The following is a 23,320-nucleotide window of genomic DNA, read 5'->3' as shown; positions in this document are numbered from 1 at the left end:
TGAATATAGTTAAAGGATGATGATATTGAGTAAGCCAACATGGAGGAATGAGATTACGAATATTGACCCATATATTCCAGGAAAATCGATTGAGGATGTAAAGAAGGAGTATCATTTAGAACGCGTATTACGTCTCGCTTCAAATGAAAATCCACGAGGAGCTTCTCCAAAGGCAATGGAGGCAGCAAGACAATCAATTGAAGACATCCAGTATTATCCAGAAACGACTGCGAAGGAGCTCCGTGAAGGATTAGCGCATTTTTATCATGTTTCTTCAGATGAAATTATAACAGCCAACGGAGCTGATAATATATTGACATTGTTAATTAGTGCATATGTCAATGAAGGGGATGAGGTTATATACTGTACACCAACATTCCCGACTTATCGTTCTACAACACTATTAATGGGCGGTGTGCCAATTGAAGTAGATTTGACTGCAGATTGGTGCTTCAATCTAGATACAATATATGAACAAATCACGCTTGACACCAAAATGATTTTTATCTGTAATCCAAATAATCCAACGGGAACGATTGTCTCTACTGAACAATTGCTAGCATTTTTAGATAAAGTACCGGATCATGTACAAGTAGTTTTGGATGAAGCGTATATAGAATATGTTGAAGATAATGACTACATGAATGGGATTGATTTATTTAAAAAATCATATCCAATTATTACTGTCCGAACATTCTCTAAATATTATGGGCTTGCTGGATTACGAGTTGGTTATGCTGTTGCACCTAAGGAAAAACTAGAACCGGTATTGCGTATTCGCGAACCATTTGCAACGAATCGTACAGCTATTCATGCTGCTATTGCTGCAATAAACGATCAAGCATTTGCAAAAAGTCATTTGCTGGAGAATAAAAGAGAGAAAGTATATTTATGTAAAGAATTGAAAGCGCTTGGCTATGAAGTTATTGAGTCCCATACTAACTTTTTATTTGTTTACTTGAACATGGATTCCGTATCTTTATTTAAAGGATTACTACCTCATGGAATCATTATTAGACCAGCCACACCTTGGGGTTATCCTAATCACGCCCGAATTACAATAGGAACAAGAGAACAAAATCAATTATTGGTTGAACTATTAAGCTCTATTCGAGCTGAAACATCTACTTATTAATCATTGAATTTAATATGATAAAAAATGGAGGAACAAATCATGTATAATGAAAAACCTTTTGTGTGGATATTAGACGATGAATGGGAGCAGCATGAATTGGAGTTAAAAAGATATAAAGAAGCGGGATACGAAACAAAGGTTACACGAATCCATGAGTTAAAAGATGATTTATTAACATATGGTCCAATTGCTGATGGTGTTGTAGCGCAGGTAGGTTTTCCATGTGGGGAAGAAATTATAAGCCAATTAGAAAATTGTAAAGTAATCGCTGTGTCTGGTGTAGGCTTCAACCATGTTGATCTAGAAGCAGCAGCTGAACGTGGGATATATGTTTCAAATGTACCCGATTATTGTATGGACGAAGTATCTGATCATACAATAGCGATGTTGTTATATTGGATGCGTCGATTACCTCAGTTCCAAAAAGAAGTTCAAAAAAATAGAAGTTGGGATCCGTTGTGTATAACGGATATTAGAAGGATTCGTGATGTGACGGTTGGCCTTTTAGGATTTGGACGAATAGCACGTAAAGTAGCTGAAAAAATACAAGTATTCGGTGCACAAGTTATTGCACACGATGCATATGTAGATGATTCAGTCTTCAAAGAATATGGTGTCGAGGCTGTATCGCTTGATAAGCTATTACATGAATCCGAGTTTTTAAGTCTACATGTCCCACTAACAGCTGAAACCGAAAATATTTTGAATGAGGAGAGTTTCAAGAAGTTACCTAAAAATGCGTTTATCGTAAACACTTGCCGAGGTGGCATTATTAATGAAACAGATTTGGAGAACGCAATAAAATCTGGACATATTGGTGGAGCTGCATTGGATGTTTTAGCAGAGGAGCCACCTAACTTTGACCACCCATTAATTCATATGGATGAAGTATTGATAACACCTCATTCAGCATATAACTCAATCGAATCATTGCAAACGTTGCGAAACCGTACATGCGATATAGTTATTGAAGGAATTAAAACTGGAGGACTAACAAAATCATTAAATGGAAATAAGATTAAAGAAAAGGTAGAGAGATAGTAGGTAAAATCAAACTTCATTACTTGAAAAAATTGAAAAAGATTTAGGAGGATTACCTTGCGTATAGATTAAAAATCTATACGCAAGGTAATTTTTTAAGTAATAGAAAAATTTCAAGGGCCAATTAGTCGCAACAAATCAACCATGGTTTCGCTTTCTCGCAATTAGGGAAAGATTGCATTTTACTTAAATTATCAAAAAACTTATTGACCTAACTTTCATTCACGAATATAATGGAACCTAACAATCGTTAGGTGGTGATATATTGCAGAAAAAATTAATCGATGCAGCATTACATCAATACGCTTTACATGGATACCATGGAGCAACAATGAGAAAGATTGCAACAGAAGTTGGGATAAAGCCAGCATCCATCTACTTTTTTTATCAAAATAAGGAAGAATTATTTATTGCTGCATTTAAACAGCTGTTGGATAATCACTTCAGGAAAATGGAAAGCATTTTAGACGAAAATAGAGACAAGCCCGTTGAACAAATTTTCTCTGCTATGATTCAAGGGATTGTTTCGCATCATAAAGGAGATATTCAAGGTACAGATGCATATATTTCGCTTGTTACATCACCAATTCCAGAAATTACAAAGTATCTAAATGACCATATGATGCGATATAATGATTGGCTTGGTCATTCACTGGGCTCTATATTGAAAAATAGTTACCCGATGATGACGCAGGATGAAACTGCCCGTGTCATCAAGCAATTTGTACTCATTGGTAATGGTGTCTTTTGGGGTATTAAGTTATATCATGATGACGATTTTGAAGAACAGGTAGTACTAGCAGACGATATCATCCATTCATTATTTGATAAATTAAACAAGAAATACTTGAACGTCGAAGCACCAAACAATCGCGTGAATTAACAGAACTATCTGTTTTAATAGGACTGATAAACCAATCTAAGTATATTTTTGAAATAATATGTATTGAAATTAAACTATACAAAATAAACGAAATGTTTCAATTTTAGTGGGTGTTTACTAATTCCCCATATGAAAGAATAACAACAAGAACATAGGAGGTAAGGGAAATGGGGAGTAAAACAAAAATCGGAGATGATTACTCACTATCAAGAGTGCCAATGTCAGCGCGACAGTCATTATGGAGTATCACTATTGTACGGGTGGGGGCTTTAGCGACAATTTCGCAATTTATATTAGGTGCTTCCTTGGGATATGGAATGACATTTTGGCAAGCTTTTTGGGCAACAATGTTTGGAAGTATTATTTTACAGGTTATCAGTTTTCTCCTAGGTTATGCAGGTGCACGTGAGGGACTTTCTACAAGTCTATTATCAAGGTGGACAGGCTTTGGTCGATATGGATCAAGTATTATAGGGGGAGTAATTGCAGTATCCTGTATTGGATGGTTTGGGGTTCAAAATTCTGTTTTTGCCGAGGGATTAGTACAGGCAACAGGAGGGAAATTATCGCTTCCCGTCGCTGCAACACTTACTGGATTGAGTATAACAGTACTCGTAATCTTTGGTTTTAAACTATTAAGTATAACCGCTACAATCGCAGTACCAGCTTTTCTATTGGCGGTTAGCTTTGGGATCTATAACTTATTAAGTGGTCATTCGATTCCAGATTTGATCTCTACTGCTCCTGCAGGTGAAGCATTAACGATGGGGGCTGCTGCTACAATGGTCGCTGGTGGGTTTATTATAGGAGCAGTTATTACACCAGATTTTAGTCGATTTGCTAAAAGTGGTAAAGATGTATTTTGGATGTCAACCATTGGGGTGCTCATTGGAGAACTTGGAATTAACATGATTGCAGTATTAATGGCACTTGCAGCTAGAACAAATGATGTAGTAAGTATTATGGTACAAACCTCTGGTTGGCTAGGAGCACTTGTAGTTGTACTGTCAACGGTAAAAATTAATAACTTGAACTTATATTCTTCTTCACTTGGATTTACGAACATTTTTGACTCCGTCTTTAAAATTAAATTAAATCGCGGAATGGTCACACTCGTTATAGGTATTATTGGGACGGTACTTTCAGTTCTTGGTATTCTTGACCACTTTGTTAGTTTTCTCGTATTCCTAGGAGTACTCGTTCCGCCAATTGCTGGAATTATCGTAGTAGAATATTTCATCTTAAAAACAAATAGAAAAATATTGGATGAAACTAGGAAAAATGGAACATTGCCATCGAATGTTGAAAAAATGCACCCAATTACAATTATTGCATGGGCATCCGGATTTGCAGCTGGTTATATGATCACAGTCGGTATCCCTTCAATCAACTCCCTTCTAGTTAGTGGTGTGGTCTATTATCTTGGCGCGCTAATGATAAAGAAGGGTAAAAACAAAAAAGAGATAAACGGAAAAATTGCATAAGTTAATTTACGAATAGTGGAGGTTCTATAAAAATGAGAGAGATTGGAAAACAAGAAATAGAAGATATAGCTGTTGGTGCAGCATTACTTGGGACTGGCGGTGGTGGTGATCCATATATTGGGAAACTCATGGCATTACAAGCAATTGAGGAACACGGTCCGGTAACAGTGTTAGATTTGGATGAAGTTCCTGACGATGCTTTGGTCGTTCCTTCATCTATGATGGGGGCACCAACTGTCATGTTGGAAAAGATTCCAAGTGGAGAAGAGGCTATAGAGGCTTTTCAAAAATTGGAAGAATATTTAGGGAAAAAAATCTATGCAACGTTTCCGATTGAAGCTGGAGGAGTAAATTCAATGTTGCCTTTTGCTCTTGCGGCAAGATTAGGGTTACCTGTTATTGATGCAGATGGCATGGGTAGAGCTTTTCCTGAATTGCAAATGGTTACCTTTTATTTAGATGGTATCTCAGCAACACCGGCTGTTATTGCAGATGAAAAAGGGAATACAGCGGTGTTATCTACTATAGATAATGTTTGGACGGAAAGGATTGCTCGTGCGGCAACGATTCAAATGGGTGGTTCTGTAATGAATGCCATGTATTCCATGACCGGTAAAAACCTAAAAGAAAGTGGCATTCGCAATATATTAAAGCTAGAAGAGGAAATTGGCAGAACGATTCGACTTGCCAAAGCTAATAATGTGAATGCAATACAAGAAGTATTAAAAACCGTTGGTGGCTTCGAATTATTCCGTGGAAAAGTTACAGATATTAATCGAAAAACAGAAACAGGATTTGCAAGAGGGGTAGCAACATTTGAAGGGGTTGGCGAGTATAAAAACGAAACACTACAGCTTCGCTTCCAAAATGAACATTTACTTGCACAAACAGAAAAGCGTCTGCTCTGTGTAACACCTGATCTCATTGCTGTTCTTGATGCAGAAACGGGGCTTCCGATTACAACGGAAGGAATCAGATATGGTTCGAGATGTGTAGTTATTGGCATACCATGTCATCCAAAGTGGCGGACAGAAAAGGGAATTGAAACGGTCGGTCCCAAGTATTTTGGCTATGACGTTGATTATATTCCAGTTGAAGAACTAGTTCATAAAGAGGTGACAAAGTAATGGGTACGTATCGTATTGGGATTGATGTTGGTGGAACTCACACAGATGCAGTCTTGTTAGATGAGAATAATAAGGTCATTTCCGAAACAAAATCATCTACAACAGAGGATGTTGCAACAGGTATTTATAAGGCGATGAATGAGATTATTACGAGTGCTAAAGTTTCTCGGGAAGATATTCATTATGCGATGCTTGGAACTACACATTGTACGAATGCCATTGTGGAGAGAAAAGGATTGAATAAAATTGCTGTTGTTCGAATTGGTGCTCCAGCTACTTTAGCGGTGAAGCCACTTATTGGCGTACCAGAAGAACTTCGCGAAACACTTGGAAAATATGTATATCTTGTGCGTGGTGGTCATGAATTTGACGGACGAGAGATTGTTTCATTAGATGAAGAGCATCTTTATAAAATTGCTGAGGAAGTGAAAGGGAAAGTAGATTCTATTGCGGTCACTTCTGTTTTTTCACCAGTATCAAGGGATCACGAAGAACGAGCAAGAGATATATTTAAAGAAGTATTAGGTGAAGCGGTTGCCATCTCCTTATCTTCTGAAATTGGTTCTGTCGGATTACTTGAAAGAGAGAATGCTACTATTCTTAATGCCTCCGTCGTGAATGTTGCAAAAACTGCAGCAGATGGTTTTATCAATGCATTAAAAGATGAAGGAATTGAAGCCAACGTATTTTTCGGACAAAACGATGGCACCTTAATGTCTGTAGAATATGCTGTTAGGTATCCTATCTTCACGGTTGCATGCGGTCCAACGAATTCATTACGCGGAGCTTCTTATTTAGGAGACTTATCAGATGCGATTGTCGTTGATGTAGGTGGTACAACCTCTGATGTGGGGGTACTAATTAATTCATTTCCACGGGAATCATCTTTAGAAGTTGAAATTGGCGGAGCACGAACTAATTTCCGAATGCCTGATCTAATTTCGATTGGTCTAGGTGGAGGTACTATTGTTCGAATACAAGAAAATGGAGACTTCACAATTGGACCAGATAGTGTAGGATATCGTTTACCAGAAAAGGCGATGATTTTTGGTGGAGATACTTTAACGACGACAGATGTCGCTGTAGCTCTAGGAAAGATAGAGCTTGGAGATTCATCAAAAGTTGCTCATCTTGACAAGGAATTATTAAATAGCGTCTATTTAAAAATAGTGGAACTCGTTGAAGAAGCAATTGATAAAATGAAAACCAGTGCAGATCCTATACCTGTAATTCTGGTTGGTGGGGGGAGCATTTTATTGCCAACAGAATTAAAAGGTGCCTCAAAGGTAATTCGTCCTGAACATTCAGGTGTTGCAAATGCTATTGGATCGGCAATCTCTCAAGTTAGTGGGCAGATAGAAAAAATTTACCTATTAGATGAAATTGGCAGAGAAAAGGCGTTAGAGTCGGCAAAGTCCGAAGCTAAAGCTGAAGCGATCAATGCAGGGGCAGATCCTAATAGTCTTGTAATTGTTGATATTGAAGATGTTCCACTTGCCTATTTACCAGGAAATGCTACAAGAGTGCGGGTGAAAGCAGCTGGTGAATTAGATCGGAAAGTTGAAAATGCGGTAGGATGAATAAGAAGTAGGGAAGGATCTCCTTTTTAGGGGATTCCTTTGTTTGGTAGTCGAATAGTGGATTCAAATGGTAAATTGTGTATCCAAATCTTCAATATGTTTTATGGTTAAGAACTGCTGTAATATCGAGGCTGTGACAAAAACCTAATAAGTAAAAAGTAAGCGTGGTCTCCCCATCATGAATTGATGAAGGTAAAGGTACCACGCTTATTTTTAATGAACTAAAAGGATACCTTCTGACATCATAATTATCGGAAGTGTCCTTATGATAAACCCTGTGAATTTAAGCTAATGCTTTATCAACTTCATCTATTAATTGCTGAGCATCAATCTCAATAGGGTATTGAAATTCTTTGTCGTTAATGAAAACAGTAGGTACCATCTTCACTTGCCGTTTTATTGCTTCGGCTGTAATTTTTAAACTTAAGTCAATCGTATCAGGCTCTTCTTTTAATCCATACTGTTCCGTTAGCATTTTTTTGATGGAGTCACTATCTGACTCACTCCATTGGCTTTGGGTTTCGAATAGTTCCTTCATTATTTCATAAATACGCTGTGGATCATTATAGTCAAAAAATAGATTTACCAACGTACCGTATAACAACATTTCCCGAGGCTTATCATAATGTTTTATAACATATTGTACTTGGTCATTTTTAATATAAGGTGCTAAACTTTGGTCTGCTGCTTCAAAAAATGTTGCACAGTAAGGACATGCTAGATTTAAAAATACTTCTACTTTTACAGGTGCGTCTGCATTACCATAACTTAGGAATGCATTTTCAACCACTTTTGTCATGTGAATTCCCCCAATATTATTCTAAGTTACTTGGAATAAGTGCTTCATCGATGTTAACGGCTTCTTCAATACTGATTTCAGTTTCAAGTAGTTCTGCTGCAAGGAACGTATCTGCTAATTGTTGTTGACTAGCAATAATTTCCTCATCGATTTTTTCAACGCCGAACGTACGACGATCGTTTGCTTGTTGGAGTGGAGCTATGTCTAGACCTAATTCAGCGGCCAAAATTTCAGCAACCTCTGTTTTATTTTCATTGGCCCATCGGTCAGCATTTTGTAACTCTTCCAAAATTATTTTCACAACTTCTGGTTTTTTTGATAATAATTCTTCTGTCCCGAAATAGAATGTACGGTTTTCAGTCAGATCTGTACCATTCAGAATTGTACGTGTTTCAACTGTGTTCTCTACAATCGCCAAGTATGGATCCCATGTACCGTAAACATCAAACTCGTCTTTCGTAAATGCTGCTAAACCTTCTGCAGCATCTTTATAAAACTTAATATCTACTTCATCTAAGGAAATACCCGCTTCTTCTAATGCTACTAATAATAAATAGTGTTGGTTACCACCTCTAGTTACCCCGATTTTTTTGCCTTTAAAATCCTCTACAGTTTCAATATCTGAATCTACTTTAGTAACCAATGCAACACCTTCTGGATAAGGTGCTTCAGAAGCGAGATAGTTTAACTGATGACCGCCAGATTGCATGAATACTGCGTTACCATCTGATGCATGACCAAAGTCAATATTATTTGTGTTTAAGGCTTCTAATAAAACGGTACCAGTAGTAAATACTTTCCATTCAATCGTATAACCAGCTTCATTTAATGCTTCATCTAAATTACCATGCTCTTTTAAAATATTTATTGTGTTACCTTTTTGATAGCCGATTGTAATGACTTCATTTTCACTTGTATCGCTATTTGTTGCGTCAGCACTTGAGTCACTGCCACTACCACAGGCAGCTAATACAAATAGTGCTGTTACTAGAAGTGATATTAACTTTTTCATATTTATCCCCCTAAAATTTGATTTAGTATTTTTTTCTCATAGTAGGTAAATTTTTCATTACGAACACGGGGTCTTGGCAAATCGATTTCTTCATCTAATTGGATAACCCCTTTGTCAATGACAATGACACGATCGGCTAAATGTACTGCTTCCGTTACGTCATGGGTAACAAGAAGGGAAGTGAATTGCTGCTGTTCCCATAGTCCTTCTATTAACTTCTGCATTTCCATACGCGTAAGCGCATCAAGTGCACCGAGCGGTTCGTCAAATAATAAAATATCGGGATTACTTGCTAACGCACGGGCAAGAGCAATACGTTGTTTTTGTCCGCCTGATAATTGATCTGGCCAATCACTTTGCTTATCAATCAGTCCTACTTTTTCAAGTGATTCTTTTGCTAACATTTGATTAACCGATCCAAGAGCAATATTATTTAAATTATTTTTCCACGGAAGGAGGCGATCATCTTGGAACATAATACGAATTTTTGGCTCTTTCGTTTCCTCACCAGTAAACAATAACGTCCCTTTTGAGACCTCCTCTAATTTGGCGATAATGCGTAAAAGGGTACTTTTTCCACAACCACTGCGCCCGACGATAGCGGTAAAACTACCTTGTTCAATCGACAAGTCGATGCCACGTAATACTTCATTATCGCCATAGCTTTTCCCTACATCCTTTAGTTCAATATTAAACATCATATCACCTCAATCTAATTCCGATTGCTACTTTTTGTTGAAGGCAGCGTTCCATTTTAATAAACGTTGTTCAAACAACTTCGCAATAACATCGGATAACTTACCTAAGATTGCGTAAAGTACAATCGTTAGAACGACGATGTCCATTTGCATGAATTCACGAGCGCTAGTTGCCATAAAACCAATCCCTGAATCTGCGCCAATTGTTTCTGCGACGATCAGCGACATCCACATTACTCCAAGCGCATAGCGAATACCGACCAAAATTGAAGGTAAGGATCCCGGAAGGATAATGTTCGTAAATAACCTCCATCTTGACAAACCATAAACAGAACCCATCTCAATTAACTTGCGATCAACATTTTTAATACCATTAAATGTATTTATGTAAATCGGAAACATTACCCCTACTGCAACTAGAAATACTTTTGCACTTTCGCCAATTCCGAACCATAAAATTACGAGAGGAATTAACGCCAAATGGGGAATCGTACGCACCATTTGAATGGTCGTATCCGTCAATTTTTCGGAAAATAAAATGGTGCCGTTAAAAAGTCCGAGAACAAAGCCAATTATTCCCCCGATGAAAAACCCGATTAACGCGCGTTGTGTACTAATGAAAACATGTTCCTGTAATTCCTCTGTGTTAAATAATCGAATTGCTGCTTGTACAACTTCCAATGGAGTAGGTAGTAATGTGGAAGTAATAATATTGTATTGGCCGAGCACTTGCCAAAGCACAACAAAAACAATTGGTAACACCCACGGAAAGAACCGATTGTTATACCACCCTGTGTTCCTATTCAACTTGTCACCCACTTCGAAAAAATAAAAATTTATATTAGGATAATTTAATTATATTAATCCCTATCGGTTTTGTAAAGATTAGAATACTATTATTTCAGATTATTTTCATTAATAATATAGAAACAAGACTTGTCCAACTTCTTCTTTACAGTATTAAGGTGTTAAGAACAGCGCTTGGAATTTTGTTATTTATGATATTGCCACAACAATCGTATTAGAAAGTTACTCCTAAGGTACATTAATTGGAACAAAATTGAGAGAATAGTAGTGATTGTAGCAATGAATGATGTCAAAGTTTTACTTGTATGCTAGGAAGCGATATGGAATACTACAATTCAGGTACAAGGCTGAAAGTGTGAATGCAAGTTATTTTTGCTATACTATAGAGTAGATTGTTACATAAAATGGGGTGTGTAAGATGTCTAAAGAGTCCGTGAAAGGATTGCAAACGGTTCATCGTGCTATACGCTTGTTAAATTGTTTTACTATTGAGGAACCGGAACTATCATTAACGGAATTAATGAGAAAAAGTGACCTTCCAAAATCGACTACTGCCAGGTTGATAGAAACACTTGTGAATACAGGGATGGTTGAGCGAAATGAATATAATTTTAACTATAAGTTAGGACATAATGTCTATATACTTGGACAGGTTGCTGAACAGGGCACGGACATTATTCAGGTTGCAACTCCAATTATGAAAAAGTTGCAAGAGGACACGCAAGAATCAATTACGTTATATAAAATTGAGCAGAATAAACGAGTTTGCATCAAACGTTTCGTTAGTCCACAGCTGGTTACACATAATGTAAGTGTTGGAACTAGACTTGATTTGATGATTGGAGCAACAGGAAAGGCTTTACTTGCATTTCAAGAACCAACATTCATTGATCAAATTGTAGCCGGAACAGGAAATAAAGAAAAGCTATTAAAAGATCTTGAAAATATAAGAAAAACGAATCAATCAATCAGTTTTGACGAGCGTAATATAGGCGTAAACGCAATATCTTCAGCTGTTTTTAACATGTCTGGGGAAGTACGTTATTCATTAGGGGTATCTGGACCGAGCAATCGTTTTGTTAATGAAGTGATAGAATCGTGGCAAGAAAGATTATGGCAAGATGCAAAACAACTATCAGAAGAAATTGGGTTTCGAAAATAAATTAAATGGAACGGAAAATAAGCGTGGAATCATTTAAAGTAGTGCCATATAGGAGGAACCTGAAATTTTAGCTGTACGTGGAATTTTGCCGTTTTAGAGTGGAAAAATACATATTGCTATTTATAATACATTGTTATCTCATCGGAAAGTGAATCGTCAATCGATTCACTTTTTTTTGATTTCTTTTTATATCTGTGTTAATATAAGAAAAAAAGTTCCGATAAACGGTATTCAAAACCACTAAAAGGAACAAAAGGGGGATTCTATGAAAAATTCAAACGGACCATTGTCTGGAATTCGAGTCATCGATGCTTCTACGGTATTAGCAGCCCCGTTTGCAGCTAGCTTGTTGGGAGATTTAGGGGCAGAAGTTATCAAAGTTGAACTTCCGGTAAAAGGGGACCCGTTACGAGGGTTGGGACCTTATAAAGAGAGAGAACCTTTGCGATGGCCAGGAATGTCACGGAACAAGCAATCAGTGACTTTAGATATTCGACAGCAAGAGGGGCAAGAAATATTTAAAAGTCTAGTCAAAGATGCAGATATTTTGATTGAAAATTTTAGACCTGGAACAATGGAGAAGTGGGGTCTTAGTTATGAAATTTTAAAGGAAGTGAACCCGCGATTGGTAATGACAAGGCAATCCGGATATGGCCAAACTGGTCCATATGCTACTAAAGCTGGTTTCGGCACTCCTGCAACCGCTTTCTCTGGATATACCTATCTTCAGGGGTTTGAAGACCGTCATCCAGTAAGCCCTTCTTTTTCTTTGATGGACTATATTTCTGGAATTTTTATGGCTTTTGGTACGGTAAGTGCACTCTATGAGCGTGCAACAAACGAAGATTCAGAAGGGCAAGTTGTGGAGATGGGATTATATGAAGCAGTCTTTCGTATGATGGAATTCCTTGTTGCTGAATATGATCAACTTGGAAAGGTACGTGAACGTTCTCCAATGTTACATGGACATTCGAGTCCTGCTGGGACATATCGAACTAAAGATGATCATTGGGTTGTGATGGTATGTAGCACACAAAGAACATGGGAGCGACTTGCACAAGCGATAGGCCACGAGGAAATGATTGAAGACCCTCGTTTTTTAACAAATGTTGAACGGATGGAAAATGATCATCATCTTCAAGAAATCGTAACGGCGTTCTTCAGAGGAAAAGAAAAAGAAGAGCTTGTCGAGCTTCTTGATCAATATGGGGTACCTATTTCACCTATTTTTAGCATCAAGGATATCTTCAATGATGCTCATTATGCCGCAAGAGAGAACATTGTTGATATTGATCATCCCCGCTTGGGTTCGATAAAAATCCCAGGTGTTGTACCGAAATTCTCGAAAACACCAGGGAGAATCAGGCATCGTGCTCCAGACTTAGGGGAGCAAAATGACTATATTTATCGAGAACAACTAGGTATATCAGATGAGGAAATAACTCGTTTGATAAAGAAAGGAGTTATTTAATTTATGGGAGAACGAAGCTTACCGGCACAAGTGACGATTTGGGAGGTTTTACCTCGAGATGGTTTCCAAATGGAAAAGAAATGGATTCCTACTGAAGAAAAGGTTCGCATCATTCATGGTCTTGCTCAAACAGGTATTAAGCACATTGAAGCAACGGCGTTTGTTCATCCTAAGGCAATACCTCAATTAAAAGACGCAGAGAAAGTGGTAAAGGGAGTCATGGATTTAGGTGAAGTATCGTTTCGAGCATTGGTTCCGAATGTGAAAGGTGCAGAACGTGCCATTGAAGCTGGAATTCAAGATTTAAAACTTCTGCTTTCTTCAACAGACTCGCATTCTTTAAATAATTCAAATTGTACTGTAGCAGAAGCACAGGAGAAGTTACTTCCGATTATTGATCTAGCGGAAAAACATCATGTAGAATACAGTGGTTCTTTAACGGTTGCATTTGGCTGCCCATATGAGGGAGAGGTTTCGCTTGAGCGACTGAACGCCTTAATCGAGCGTTATCAGGAAATGGGAATTCGCAAAGTATCACTTGCGGATACGACAGGAATGGGTAATCCATTACAAGTCTCGAAAGTTCTCCGGAATTTAAGGGCAGCTTTCCCGAAGTTCGAATTCTCTTTGCATCTCCACAATACGCGAGGGATGGCGTTCGCGAATGCTATTGCGGGGTTATCAGAAGGAGTACTTTCATTAGATAGTTCAGTAGCAGGTTTGGGAGGCTGCCCTTATGCGCCAAATGCTGCAGGGAATATTGCAACAGAAGATTTGGTACATGGACTACATGAAATGGATATTAAAACGGGTATCAATGTAGATGAATTACTAAAAGTAGCTAGGGGAGTCGTAGAGACAATTGGACATGATGGTGGAAGTTTTGTTCTAAAGGCGGGTCAGAATAAGGATCTTCATCAAAAACCAAAAGGGCAAGAAAAGTTAGGATAACTCATTTCGTTTGTTGTGTAAGCGTTTTATAAAAGTGTGTTATTAATTTCCTCCTTAAATAATTTGAAGAGATAGGAGATTGAATCTATGAGAAAAATTTTTATATTAATAGTTTCAATGTTTATTCTGTTAACAGCATGTAGTCAAACAGCATCAACAGTATCTAATGAAGATAAGGAATGGAAGCCAAAACGCCCGATTGAAATGGTCGCCCCAGCGAGAGCTGGAGGAGGTTGGGATACCTTTGCTCGAGTTATTTCGAATGTCATTATGGAACAGGAGTTTATGGAACAAAGTATTGGTGTTATTAATAAGCCTGGAGGAACTGGAGCAGTTGGATGGGCGTATATTCAGAAAATCCAAGATCCTCATACTATTTTCACGACCTCGACAACAATGGTTTTTTCCATGTTAGCTGGAAATTCGCAGTACAGTTGGGATGATATGACTCCGATTGCTAACTTAGCTGCTGATTATGGAATTATCGCGGTAAGAGAAGATGCACCATGGGATAGTTTAACAGAATTAATGGACGATTTTAAGGAGAATCCAGAAAAATTCACGGTAGCTGGTGGAAACACACCAGGCGGATTTGATCATGTGCAGTTTATCTCACTTGCTATGGAAGCTGGGATACAACTAGAGGACATTAGTTATGTGACCGATCAATCAAGTGGTGGGTTGCCGATCTTGCTAAATGGAACAGTAGACGTGTTATCTTCTAAACTTGGTAGTGGAGTTGTCGAGCAGTATCGAGCCGGAGAAATTAAAATTCTCGCAGTGCTATCGGAAGAGCGGCTTGAAGCAGATTCTGTTTCTCAATTTCCAACTGCTGTCGAGCAAGGATATGACACAGTTTTTATTAATTGGCGAGGTGTATATGGACCGGGAGGAATGACGGAAGCGCAAGTGGCTTATTATGAAGATGTAATGCGACAAGTGAGTGAATCAGATCAATTTGCAGCAATTCGAGATCAATTCGGTTGGGAAGAGATGTTTATGGGCAGCGAGGAGTATACAGAGTTCATTCGTCAGGAAGTGGAGTCAAACAGTAAAATCATGGAAGAGCTCGGGCTTCTAAATTAATTTAACAAAAAAGGGGAAATTTGTATGACTATAAATCAAAAGATAAGTATCCCATTATTTCTTTTAGCGGTTGCTTATATCATCGCAAGTATCCTTTTACCAAAATACGATTATATTTTAATAGATGCGGATGGGTTTCCGCTCATACTCGGTGGTTTTTTACTTGTTCTTTCAGTACTTTTATTTTTTAACAAGGAAGAAGAAGACGCCCGAGTATTTATTGCAAGAGAGGATTTAAAAATTATAGGAATCGTTGTTGCTCTAATCTTATTATATATTGTATTTTTAGAGCCATTGGGATTTGTGATTTCAACTGCTTTGTTTATTTTTATTTGTTCGTTTCTGCTTGGTTATCGAAATAACATAGTTAATAGTATCGTATCATTGTTATTTCCGATTACTTTTTATCTCTTATTTACACGCTATCTAATGATTTCTCTACCAGCAGGTGTACTGCCTTTCTAATGAATTCATAAATAACAGATGATGGAGGTGCAAAAAAGTGAATAGTTTTAATGGAATAATAGAGGGATTTCAAGTGGCTTTTAGTTTAGAAGGTATGCTGTTTGTTGCTATTGGGGTTTTAATTGGTACAGTAATTGGGATTATGCCTGGGCTCGGTCCAATTACAGCGATTGCAGTTATGATACCAATCACATATGGAATGGATGCAACGTTTGCATTGGTTATGATGGCGGGGGTTTATTATGGTTCTATTTTTGGAAGCTCTACTTCTTCGATTTTATTAAATACCCCAGGAGCTGCAAGTACTGTGGCAACTACATTTGATGGCTATCCGTTAGCACAACGGGGAGAAGCTGGGAAAGCATTAGCTATTGCGGCCATTGCATCTTTTGTGGGGGGAACAGTTGCTGCAATTTTCCTCATGCTTTTTGCTCCAATTCTCGCGGGGCTAGCGGTTTCATTTGGTCCCGCTGAATATTTTGCATTGATGTTGCTTGGAATGACAGCGATTTCAAGTTTGTCTGAAGGGTCATCGATAAGAGCTTTTATTTCGGCGGTACTTGGCTTTATGGCTGTTACAATTGGGATTGATTCCCAAACAGGAACAAGTAGATTTACATTTGGCAATGTAAATTTTCTAGAGGGGATCGACTTCCTCGTAATTGCTCTTGGATTATTCGCACTTGCAGAAGTAACGTACTTAATTATAAACCGTAGAGATCGTTCTTTTGAAAAAATATCGAATATTGGATCGATTCGTCTTTCGAAAAAAGACTTTAAGGAAATTAGCGGACCAATGTCACGTCATTCCGTTCTAGGTTTCATCATTGGAATTCTTCCTGGTGCTGGTGCAACAATTGCTTCCTTTATGAGTTATGTAACAGAGAAACGTTTATCTAAAAATCCCGAGGAGTTCGGTAAGGGATCTTTAAAAGGGTTAGCAGCTCCTGAAACATCAACTAATGCAGCCTCTACAGGTTCTTTTGTTCCGTTGTTAAGTTTGGGAATTCCAGGATCAGGAACTACTGCAGTTTTGTTAGGTGCATTACTAGTGCTAGGGGTTCAACCAGGTCCATTGCTTGTATCTGAAGAACCCTCATTATTCTGGGGTGTTATTGCAAGTATGTATATAGGGAATATTATGTTGCTTATATTAAATCTTCCACTTATACCCTATATTGCTAAGGTGTTGAAGATCCCACGGCCTCTTCTTATCTCACTTGTTTTAACTTTATGTATGATGGGTGTTTACGTTATTAGTTTCAGTACATTTGACCTTTATTTATTACTGTTTTTTGGTGTTCTTGGTTATGTGATGAAGAGCTTACGATTCCCAGCGGCACCTTTTATACTCGCATTTGTCCTAGGAAATTTATTAGAAGAGAACTTTCGTATGGCATTAACGATTTCCAATGGAAGTTGGATGGTGTTTTTGGGGAATCCAGTTGTTCTTGCTTTACTACTGTTATCGCTTCTATCTATTGTACTGCCGAATTTAAGAAGAGTTAAGAAAAAAATATAAGGAGTGGATGATATGACTCAATGGAGAGAAACTCCACAATTATTGTCAACAGAAATTACGGAACGTGCAAAGAAATTAAATAGTTCCTTGTTAGCCGATGCAATGAATGGTGCCAATACGATGTCGTATGAAATTCAACCGGTAAACAAGGACTTAATAATGGTAGGTACTGCTGTGACGGTATCTATGAAACCAGGAGATAATTTATATTTACATCAAGCTATTTACCAAGGGCAACCAGGGTACGTATTGATTGCTGATGGTAAAGGACATACGAAAAATGCTTATCTTGGAGAGTTAATGGCAGGGGCAGCAAAAGCTATTGGGCTCGAAGGGATTGTGATAGATGGATTGGTTAGAGACCGAATTGATCTCGAAAAACTTGACTTTCCAATTTATTCTAAGGGGTTCGTCCCAAATGGCCCATATAAAGATGGTCCAGGTAATTATAATATTCCAGTGTCATGTGGTGGTATATCGGTTCAGCCTGGGGATCTAGTTGTTGGCGATGCAGACGGGGTGGTAGTTGTTCCAAGGCATGAAATAGAATCCGTATTTGAAAAGGCGGAAGAAAAACACGCATATGAGCAATTACGATTGCAGGAGATTGCTGCTTATAAAGAAGGAGACAATGATAATGGAAAAGGAATTGAACCTGCTTGGTTAGCTGAAAAAATAAAGGCATTATGAGATAGGGGTTTTTAGATGTTAGGTTTTATTGGATTTGGAGAAGCTGGTTTTGAATTAGCCAAAGGTTTAACGGAAGAAGGAGTTAGTGGAATAGTTGCGTTTGATCCTATGCTGCATGATTCAACACTTAGTAAACAAATTAAGAATCGTGCGGAGGAAGCAGAAGTGCAAATTGTTGACACCCCAAGTGAAGTCTTGCGAAAAGTAGATACAGTTTTTGTTGCTGTACCTGCCCAATATACATTGGATGTTTGCGACGGTGTTCGTAGTAATTTGAACGAAGCTCATTTGTATATTGATGTGTCTGCTGCGCGTCCAGATATAAAAAAGAAAGTAGATGAAATCGTTACCTCAATGGGTGGACAATTTGTTGATGCTGCTATGCTAGGACCTTTAACGGTACACGGACATAAAGTGCTTATGCTTGCCAGTGGAAGTGGTGCATATCGTTTTAAAGAGGGATACGATCCTTTGAACATGAATATTAAACTGGTAGGCGAGCAGGCAGGGGATGCTTCAGCTATTAAACTATTAAGAAGTATTTATATGAAGGGAACAGCATCATTGCTTGTAGAAGTATTAGAAGCTGCACGTGCACTTCGAGTAGAAGACGAAGTAATTGAATCTTTAAAAGAAACGATTGAATCTACTCCATTTGATAAAACAGTCGATCAATTAGTAACCGGAACGTCCATTCATTCTGAGCGACGTGCATTTGAAATCGAAGGATCTGTTCAGTTATTAGAAAATCTTGGTCTAGATGCAAAAATGGCAACTGTAACGAAGGAAAAGTTGAATTACATTACTAATTTTGGTCTACGTGAAGCATTTAATAGTGAACGTCCAAAAAACTGGCAAATTGTTGTTGATAAGATGGAAGAAAAAAAGAGGGTGATAAGATGACTGCTGTACGAGTTCAACATGACGTTCTGCAACGTCTAATTCATAACATCTTTTTGAATGCAGGGTTCGAGGAAGAAGATTCAAAAACGCTTGCTGATCATCTTGTCTTAGCAAATCTAAGAGGAATTGACTCTCACGGTGTTAGTCGTATGAAAACATATATGGACAGGGTTCGAACGGGGATGATTAATGTAGGTAATCATTATACCGTTCATAATGAGTATGCTTCTAGTTGTCTACTAGATGGTAAAAATCATATGGGAATTCTACTTGCGACTGAAGGAATTCGAATTGCTGTTGAAAAAGCAGAAAAGACAGGAATAGGTATGGTTGGTATCCGTCAATCAAATCATTGCGGTATGCTGGCTGATTATGTAAAATATGCTGCGGATCATGATTGTGTTGCTCTGGCGGTAACAAATTCCCCATCTAGTATAGCACCTTGGGGAGGGAAAGAAGCATTTTTTGGGACCAACCCGTTTGCATATGGAATTCCTACTCGCGAAGAATATCCGATTGTTTTCGATATGGCAACAAGTGTTGTTGCTCGAGGGAAAATTCGTCTAGCGCAGAAAAATAATATGAAAATCCCAATTGGGTGGGCTGTGTCAAAAGATGGAGAACCGACCGATGACCCAAATGTTGCTTTAGACGGTGGAACTGTTTTACCAGTCGGAGGACCAAAAGGGTATGGTCTGGCGTTTTTTGTAGAGGTACTATCTAGCATTCTGACAGGTGCAAGCTTCGGTCCGCATCTCGGTAGTTTATATTTAAATGAGCAGCAAGATGTTGGACAGTATTTTCTTGTCTTCAAAGCTGATCTTTTTACAGACATGGATACATTCAAAACAAGAATGTCACAGATGATAGAAGAGGTAAAAGCAAATCCTCGCATTGAAGGAATTGAACGTATTTACTTACCGGGAGAGCTCGAATTTATACAGAAGGAGAAAAGAGAAAAGGAAGGCATTCCCCTTTCAGCGGCAGTTGTAGACGAACTTGAAGAGGTTGCAAGTTTATACGGGATAATACCAAGTTTCGTATAAGGATTAGTAGATTTATATGCTGATTTTGAGTGATGAAACGTATTATTTATTACTGGTTATTTTTGAAGATATTCCTTTAGTGTCCAATATAGAATTGGAATCATAAGATTATAAACGTAAAATATACTTTATTAAAACTGACTCTAGACAGTAATTGCTGGATAGAGTCAGTTTTTTAATACAAAATGTGGGTGTTTCATAGAGGGTAATAAAAGGGTTAACCTTGACAGTAAAATAGCGCCTAATAGACGAATTACTTCCATACCCTGGCTTTTGTCTTATGTAATTTGATATGAATGCAATAAGATTTAATACTTGAAGTTTAAATCAAAGTGATTTTTAAGAAGAACGTTGTGTTGGGTGTTTATAAGAAAAAGTTGATCACTCATTGCTGTTTTATAAAATGAGGAAAAGAGCACACCTCTATTCCTCATTCACCACCGATTAATCTATTTCTATATCTACTATTTCTCCAGTGTTCATATTTACTGCTACTTCATATTTCACACCTTGTGCTGTTACAATATCCACCTCGTATACTCTTATGCCTTGTTTTGTGTCTAATTCTGCCTTTACAGCCTGGCCAGGTACTTGTGCAAGTGCAATATCTATTGCTTCCTGAATTGTGATTTGTCGATGATACTGTGGCTCTTGATTGTAATTTACTTGATCGTTCCATCCTTGATTTTGCCATTGTGGTTGTGATTGGCTATATGGATTCGGATAATTCCAGTTGCGATACATATATCATTCTCCCTTTTGAATTCATTCAGTCACATTTTATGCATATGTCCTGACTCTGTGTTAGTGTCCCATTAAAATAATGAAGAAGCCTATATTAGAACCTTTCCAGTGCTTCTCCTGTTTCATAAAGTATAGTATGATAGAAGAGGAGGGTGATAGGATGGATACGATTATTTTTGATGTGGATGATACATTGTACGATCAAGCAGCATCATTTAAAAATACATGTAAGAAAATGATTGATGTACCTTTTACCGATGAGGAATTAAATAATTTTTATATCATAAGCCGCAAACACAGCGATGCGTTATTCGACGATCAAGTAGCAGGGAAAATAACTGTTCAGGAAATGCATATCCGCCGTATTAAGGATGCATGTACGGAGATTGGTATTGCAATGACGGAACAACAAGCAATAGATTTTCAAGAAGCCTATGTTGCTGAACAGCAAAAGATCGCTTTATTTGATGAAGTTATCGAGCTGTTGGATCTCCTTGTAGCAAATAATAAGCAACTTGCTGTCTTAACAAATGGGGCAGAGGGGCATCAATCTATGAAAATTAACCAATTAAAGCTAGATAGATGGTTCCCAGAAGATAATTTGTTTATCTCAGGTGCAATTGGCCATGCGAAGCCATCCAAAGAAGCGTTCACTGTTCTTGAGAATAAACTTGGTTTGGAAAAGAGTAAAACGATTTATATTGGGGATTCATTTGCAAATGATATTGTTGGTGCAAAGCAAGCGGGCTGGCATGCTGTGTGGATGAACCATCGAAAGCGAGACATGCCTGAAAATAGTGTTCAACCGGACAAGGTAGTATATAGCGCAAAAGAATTATTAGACTTGTTTTCAGATGAATTGCTTGTTGTTAAATAGCATGAATCTTTTTTGAAATGCTAAATCCTATAAACGCTTCCTAATTCTAAATCTAGTGGAAAAGGGAGCCTTTTTTTGTTAAGCATAATTAAAATAGAGAATACAAAAATAAGCGTGGTCCTTTCATCAATTTATGGTGAAAGGACCACGCTTATTAGTTTAACTGAATAGTTTTTTGTTCCAGCTGTGTTTGTTTTAAGCTATTTCCTTTTCCGATTGTTCAACTAAAATATGTTGAGGAATTTACCATAACTCTGTCCATTTCTTAATGGATGTAATTAAAGCCCTTTGCACTTGCAAAACAAAATTAAAACGTTTACACTATAAATATACGAAATTTAGTATATTGTAATCTGAGAAATTAATCTAGAAGTCTATAGATTGAAGAGGAGGATTTAAATGCAATTGCGAGATATCATAACTGATAAAGAACGTCTTTTTCTAGAAAAAGACGTACCTGAAGTATACAAAACGGATTTCTCTTATAAAGAAGTTGCTACTGTACATGCGGTTGCGCTCCCCAATACAACACAAGAAGTAATCGACTTAGTCAAGTTTGCTAATAAAGAAAACATCCCAATAATTGCTCGTGGAGCTGGTACGGGTGTAGCAGGCTCTCAAGTTCCAATAAGCGGGGGAGAATTAATTATTGATGTTCATCAAATGAATCGCATTCTAGCATTAGATGAAGAGACGATGACATTAACTGTAGAACCAGGGGTTAAGTTAAATGAAATTCAGGTATTTGTTGAAAGTAAAGGATATTTTTACCCACCAGATCCGGGTTCAAAAAACTCTACTATTGGAGGTAATATTGCTACAAACGCAGGCGGTATGCGTGCAGTTAAATATGGTACAACGAGAGACTACGTTCGTGAGTTGGAAGTCGTCTTGCCAGAAGGAGAAAAGGTTACACTGGGAAGTTTAAACATAAAAAGCAGTTCTGGATACGATTTGAAGAACCTATTTATAGGTTCAGAGGGGACATTAGGGATAACAACGAAAATTAAATTAAAAGTGTTGCCGCTGCCAAAATATAAACAATCGGTTCTATTGGCTTTTCATACATTAAAAGATGCGACCAATGGTGTATTAGCTATTCTTCAAAATGGCATCGAGCCAACAGCATTAGAATTATTTGAAAGAGGCACGATAGAATATAGTGAAAAATATACAAAGGTTTTATTACAAAGTCAAAAGGGCGAAGCATATGTCTTAATGACAATCGATAGTAATGAAGAGGAGACAGTAACACGTAAGATTGATACTGTGGAAAGTATTTTAAAAGGTCAAGCAGTAGAAATTATTCCTTTATTTACCCAAGAAGAAGAGGAAAAGGCTTGGTTACTTCGGGATAATATATTGGTTGCGCTTATGCAGTTTACAGAATATGAAATGCTAGATGAAGTTGTGCCGATTAATAAATTTAGTGAGATGATTGATTACACAAAAGAATTACAAACAAAGCATGGCTTGAAAGTAATCAATTTTGGGCATGCGGGGGATGGAAATATCCATACTGTTTTAATGAAGGAAGGTTTAGATGAAGCAACTTGGCAGGTAAGAAGACAAGCTTTATTAGATGATCTTTATAAAAAAGTTAATGAATTGGGTGGATTACCCTCAGCTGAACATGGAATAGGTATTATAAAGAAACCTTATTTAGAAAAAATGTGTAATCCTGTGGAATTGGATTTGATGCGTAAAATTAAAAATGCGATTGATCCAGATACCCGATTAAATCCGGGGAAGTTATTTTAATATAGGAAGTTTTTGATTCAATAAACCCATTGATTTACCTGTTGTAAACGCTTATACTTATAATATACAAAAAACA

Annotated in this window: 22 protein-coding genes; 17 read left to right on the top strand and 5 right to left on the bottom strand. The window is 37.6% G+C overall.

What is annotated here, in order from left to right; genetic code table 11:
- Nucleotides 1–25: 25 nt before the first annotated feature.
- The 6 genes from hisC to F1560_RS02305 all read left to right on the top strand — a co-directional run bounded on the left by hisC (nucleotide 26) and on the right by F1560_RS02305 (nucleotide 7,250).
- Nucleotides 26–1,135: a histidinol-phosphate transaminase gene (gene hisC, locus F1560_RS02330; protein ID WP_245347654.1), complete on the top strand. Its 1,110-nt coding sequence runs from the start codon at nucleotides 26–28 to the stop codon at nucleotides 1,133–1,135.
- A gap of 39 nt (nucleotides 1,136–1,174) precedes the next feature.
- A complete protein-coding gene (locus F1560_RS02325) occupies nucleotides 1,175–2,176 on the top strand; it encodes a C-terminal binding protein (protein WP_187773606.1) in 1,002 nt (333 codons plus the stop codon).
- A gap of 265 nt (nucleotides 2,177–2,441) precedes the next feature.
- Nucleotides 2,442–3,059 (top strand): TetR/AcrR family transcriptional regulator, encoded by a 618-nt coding sequence (locus tag F1560_RS02320; protein ID WP_187773605.1) that lies wholly within the window; start codon nucleotides 2,442–2,444, stop codon nucleotides 3,057–3,059.
- A 167-nt stretch (nucleotides 3,060–3,226) separates the two neighbouring features.
- Nucleotides 3,227–4,543, top strand: a complete 1,317-nt coding sequence (locus F1560_RS02315; RefSeq protein WP_149473052.1) for a purine-cytosine permease family protein — start codon at nucleotides 3,227–3,229, stop codon at nucleotides 4,541–4,543.
- A gap of 32 nt (nucleotides 4,544–4,575) precedes the next feature.
- Complete coding sequence (locus tag F1560_RS02310; protein ID WP_149473051.1) at nucleotides 4,576–5,670, top strand: S-methyl thiohydantoin desulfurase family protein; 1,095 nt, start codon at nucleotides 4,576–4,578, stop codon at nucleotides 5,668–5,670.
- Nucleotides 5,670–7,250: a hydantoinase/oxoprolinase N-terminal domain-containing protein gene (locus tag F1560_RS02305; RefSeq protein ID WP_149473050.1), complete on the top strand. Its 1,581-nt coding sequence runs from the start codon at nucleotides 5,670–5,672 to the stop codon at nucleotides 7,248–7,250. The genes F1560_RS02310 and F1560_RS02305 overlap by 1 nt, the downstream gene beginning before the upstream one ends.
- 283 nt (nucleotides 7,251–7,533) lie before the next feature.
- Here the strand turns inward: F1560_RS02305 and F1560_RS02300 are convergent, their stop codons facing one another.
- Genes F1560_RS02300 through F1560_RS02285 form a run of 4 tightly spaced genes read right to left on the bottom strand, consistent with a single transcriptional unit; the run spans nucleotide 7,534 to nucleotide 10,566 of the window.
- Nucleotides 7,534–8,049, bottom strand: a complete 516-nt coding sequence (locus F1560_RS02300) for a thioredoxin domain-containing protein (protein WP_149473049.1) — start codon at nucleotides 8,047–8,049, stop codon at nucleotides 7,534–7,536.
- A 16-nt stretch (nucleotides 8,050–8,065) separates the two neighbouring features.
- The gene (locus F1560_RS02295; protein ID WP_149473048.1) at nucleotides 8,066–9,061 is read right to left on the bottom strand and encodes an aliphatic sulfonate ABC transporter substrate-binding protein; all 996 of its coding nucleotides are present in this window, start codon (nucleotides 9,059–9,061) and stop codon (nucleotides 8,066–8,068) included.
- A gap of 2 nt (nucleotides 9,062–9,063) precedes the next feature.
- Nucleotides 9,064–9,759: an ABC transporter ATP-binding protein gene (locus F1560_RS02290; protein ID WP_246811900.1), complete on the bottom strand. Its 696-nt coding sequence runs from the start codon at nucleotides 9,757–9,759 to the stop codon at nucleotides 9,064–9,066.
- Nucleotides 9,760–9,786: 27 nt separating this feature from the next.
- A complete protein-coding gene (locus tag F1560_RS02285) occupies nucleotides 9,787–10,566 on the bottom strand; it encodes an ABC transporter permease subunit (protein WP_149473046.1) in 780 nt (259 codons plus the stop codon).
- A 418-nt stretch (nucleotides 10,567–10,984) separates the two neighbouring features.
- Between F1560_RS02285 and F1560_RS02280 the strand changes: the two genes are divergently transcribed.
- The 9 genes from F1560_RS02280 (at nucleotide 10,985) to F1560_RS02240 (ending at nucleotide 19,862) form a co-directional block, all read left to right on the top strand.
- Complete coding sequence (locus tag F1560_RS02280; protein ID WP_149473045.1) at nucleotides 10,985–11,728, top strand: IclR family transcriptional regulator; 744 nt, start codon at nucleotides 10,985–10,987, stop codon at nucleotides 11,726–11,728.
- Nucleotides 11,729–11,993: 265 nt separating this feature from the next.
- Nucleotides 11,994–13,199 carry a CaiB/BaiF CoA transferase family protein gene (locus F1560_RS02275; protein WP_149473044.1) on the top strand — a complete coding sequence of 402 codons (1,206 nt, stop codon included), beginning with the start codon at nucleotides 11,994–11,996 and terminating at the stop codon, nucleotides 13,197–13,199.
- A gap of 3 nt (nucleotides 13,200–13,202) precedes the next feature.
- Nucleotides 13,203–14,150, top strand: coding sequence for a hydroxymethylglutaryl-CoA lyase (locus F1560_RS02270; RefSeq protein ID WP_149473043.1), 948 nt, complete (start codon nucleotides 13,203–13,205; stop codon nucleotides 14,148–14,150).
- Nucleotides 14,151–14,237: 87 nt separating this feature from the next.
- Nucleotides 14,238–15,236: a Bug family tripartite tricarboxylate transporter substrate binding protein gene (locus F1560_RS02265; protein ID WP_149473042.1), complete on the top strand. Its 999-nt coding sequence runs from the start codon at nucleotides 14,238–14,240 to the stop codon at nucleotides 15,234–15,236.
- Nucleotides 15,237–15,260: 24 nt separating this feature from the next.
- A complete protein-coding gene (locus tag F1560_RS02260) occupies nucleotides 15,261–15,701 on the top strand; it encodes a tripartite tricarboxylate transporter TctB family protein (RefSeq protein WP_149473041.1) in 441 nt (146 codons plus the stop codon).
- 37 nt (nucleotides 15,702–15,738) lie between these two features.
- Nucleotides 15,739–17,223: a tripartite tricarboxylate transporter permease gene (locus tag F1560_RS02255; RefSeq protein ID WP_149473040.1), complete on the top strand. Its 1,485-nt coding sequence runs from the start codon at nucleotides 15,739–15,741 to the stop codon at nucleotides 17,221–17,223.
- Between the two features lie 12 nt (nucleotides 17,224–17,235).
- Entirely contained in the window at nucleotides 17,236–17,913 is a 678-nt protein-coding gene (locus F1560_RS02250; protein ID WP_149473039.1) for an RraA family protein, read from the top strand.
- Between the two features lie 15 nt (nucleotides 17,914–17,928).
- Nucleotides 17,929–18,816, top strand: coding sequence for an NAD(P)-dependent oxidoreductase (locus tag F1560_RS02245; protein WP_149473038.1), 888 nt, complete (start codon nucleotides 17,929–17,931; stop codon nucleotides 18,814–18,816).
- Nucleotides 18,813–19,862 carry an Ldh family oxidoreductase gene (locus F1560_RS02240; RefSeq protein ID WP_149473037.1) on the top strand — a complete coding sequence of 350 codons (1,050 nt, stop codon included), beginning with the start codon at nucleotides 18,813–18,815 and terminating at the stop codon, nucleotides 19,860–19,862. Before F1560_RS02245 ends, F1560_RS02240 begins: the two co-directional genes overlap by 4 nt.
- Before the next feature lie 444 nt (nucleotides 19,863–20,306).
- Here F1560_RS02240 and F1560_RS02235 read toward each other — a convergent pair whose 3' ends face one another.
- Nucleotides 20,307–20,606 carry a PepSY domain-containing protein gene (locus F1560_RS02235; RefSeq protein WP_149473036.1) on the bottom strand — a complete coding sequence of 100 codons (300 nt, stop codon included), beginning with the start codon at nucleotides 20,604–20,606 and terminating at the stop codon, nucleotides 20,307–20,309.
- 160 nt (nucleotides 20,607–20,766) lie between these two features.
- Here F1560_RS02235 and F1560_RS02230 point away from each other — a divergent pair, with 160 nt between their 5' ends.
- Together F1560_RS02230 and F1560_RS02225 are read left to right on the top strand one after the other, a co-directional pair.
- On the top strand, nucleotides 20,767–21,483 hold the full coding sequence (locus F1560_RS02230; RefSeq protein WP_149473035.1) for an HAD family hydrolase: 717 nt from the start codon (nucleotides 20,767–20,769) through the stop codon (nucleotides 21,481–21,483).
- A 399-nt stretch (nucleotides 21,484–21,882) separates the two neighbouring features.
- Nucleotides 21,883–23,244 (top strand): FAD-binding oxidoreductase, encoded by a 1,362-nt coding sequence (locus F1560_RS02225; protein WP_149473034.1) that lies wholly within the window; start codon nucleotides 21,883–21,885, stop codon nucleotides 23,242–23,244.
- Nucleotides 23,245–23,320: the final 76 nt, after the last annotated feature.

Origin of the sequence: Oceanobacillus polygoni (assembly GCF_008304605.1) — a bacterium.
In the GTDB taxonomy this organism is placed as follows: Bacteria; Bacillota; Bacilli; order Bacillales; family Amphibacillaceae; genus Oceanobacillus; species Oceanobacillus polygoni.
Note: the sequence above shows the minus strand (reverse complement) of the source record. Positions and strands in the feature narration are given on the sequence as shown.

Coding starts and splice junctions, on each gene's coding strand:
- F1560_RS02315 (WP_149473052.1), top strand. CDS start 3,227: ATGGGGAGTAAAACAAAAATCGGAGATGATTACTCACTATCAAGAGTG.
- F1560_RS02240 (WP_149473037.1), top strand. CDS start 18,813: ATGACTGCTGTACGAGTTCAACATGACGTTCTGCAACGTCTAATTCAT.
- F1560_RS02230 (WP_149473035.1), top strand. CDS start 20,767: ATGGATACGATTATTTTTGATGTGGATGATACATTGTACGATCAAGCA.
- F1560_RS02235 (WP_149473036.1), bottom strand. CDS start 20,606: ATGTATCGCAACTGGAATTATCCGAATCCATATAGCCAATCACAACCA.
- F1560_RS02245 (WP_149473038.1), top strand. CDS start 17,929: ATGTTAGGTTTTATTGGATTTGGAGAAGCTGGTTTTGAATTAGCCAAA.
- F1560_RS02250 (WP_149473039.1), top strand. CDS start 17,236: ATGACTCAATGGAGAGAAACTCCACAATTATTGTCAACAGAAATTACG.
- F1560_RS02305 (WP_149473050.1), top strand. CDS start 5,670: ATGGGTACGTATCGTATTGGGATTGATGTTGGTGGAACTCACACAGAT.
- F1560_RS02310 (WP_149473051.1), top strand. CDS start 4,576: ATGAGAGAGATTGGAAAACAAGAAATAGAAGATATAGCTGTTGGTGCA.
- F1560_RS02265 (WP_149473042.1), top strand. CDS start 14,238: ATGAGAAAAATTTTTATATTAATAGTTTCAATGTTTATTCTGTTAACA.
- F1560_RS02225 (WP_149473034.1), top strand. CDS start 21,883: ATGCAATTGCGAGATATCATAACTGATAAAGAACGTCTTTTTCTAGAA.
- F1560_RS02270 (WP_149473043.1), top strand. CDS start 13,203: ATGGGAGAACGAAGCTTACCGGCACAAGTGACGATTTGGGAGGTTTTA.
- F1560_RS02280 (WP_149473045.1), top strand. CDS start 10,985: ATGTCTAAAGAGTCCGTGAAAGGATTGCAAACGGTTCATCGTGCTATA.
- F1560_RS02325 (WP_187773606.1), top strand. CDS start 1,175: ATGTATAATGAAAAACCTTTTGTGTGGATATTAGACGATGAATGGGAG.
- F1560_RS02290 (WP_246811900.1), bottom strand. CDS start 9,759: ATGTTTAATATTGAACTAAAGGATGTAGGGAAAAGCTATGGCGATAAT.
- F1560_RS02300 (WP_149473049.1), bottom strand. CDS start 8,049: ATGACAAAAGTGGTTGAAAATGCATTCCTAAGTTATGGTAATGCAGAC.
- F1560_RS02260 (WP_149473041.1), top strand. CDS start 15,261: ATGACTATAAATCAAAAGATAAGTATCCCATTATTTCTTTTAGCGGTT.
- F1560_RS02295 (WP_149473048.1), bottom strand. CDS start 9,061: ATGAAAAAGTTAATATCACTTCTAGTAACAGCACTATTTGTATTAGCT.
- F1560_RS02275 (WP_149473044.1), top strand. CDS start 11,994: ATGAAAAATTCAAACGGACCATTGTCTGGAATTCGAGTCATCGATGCT.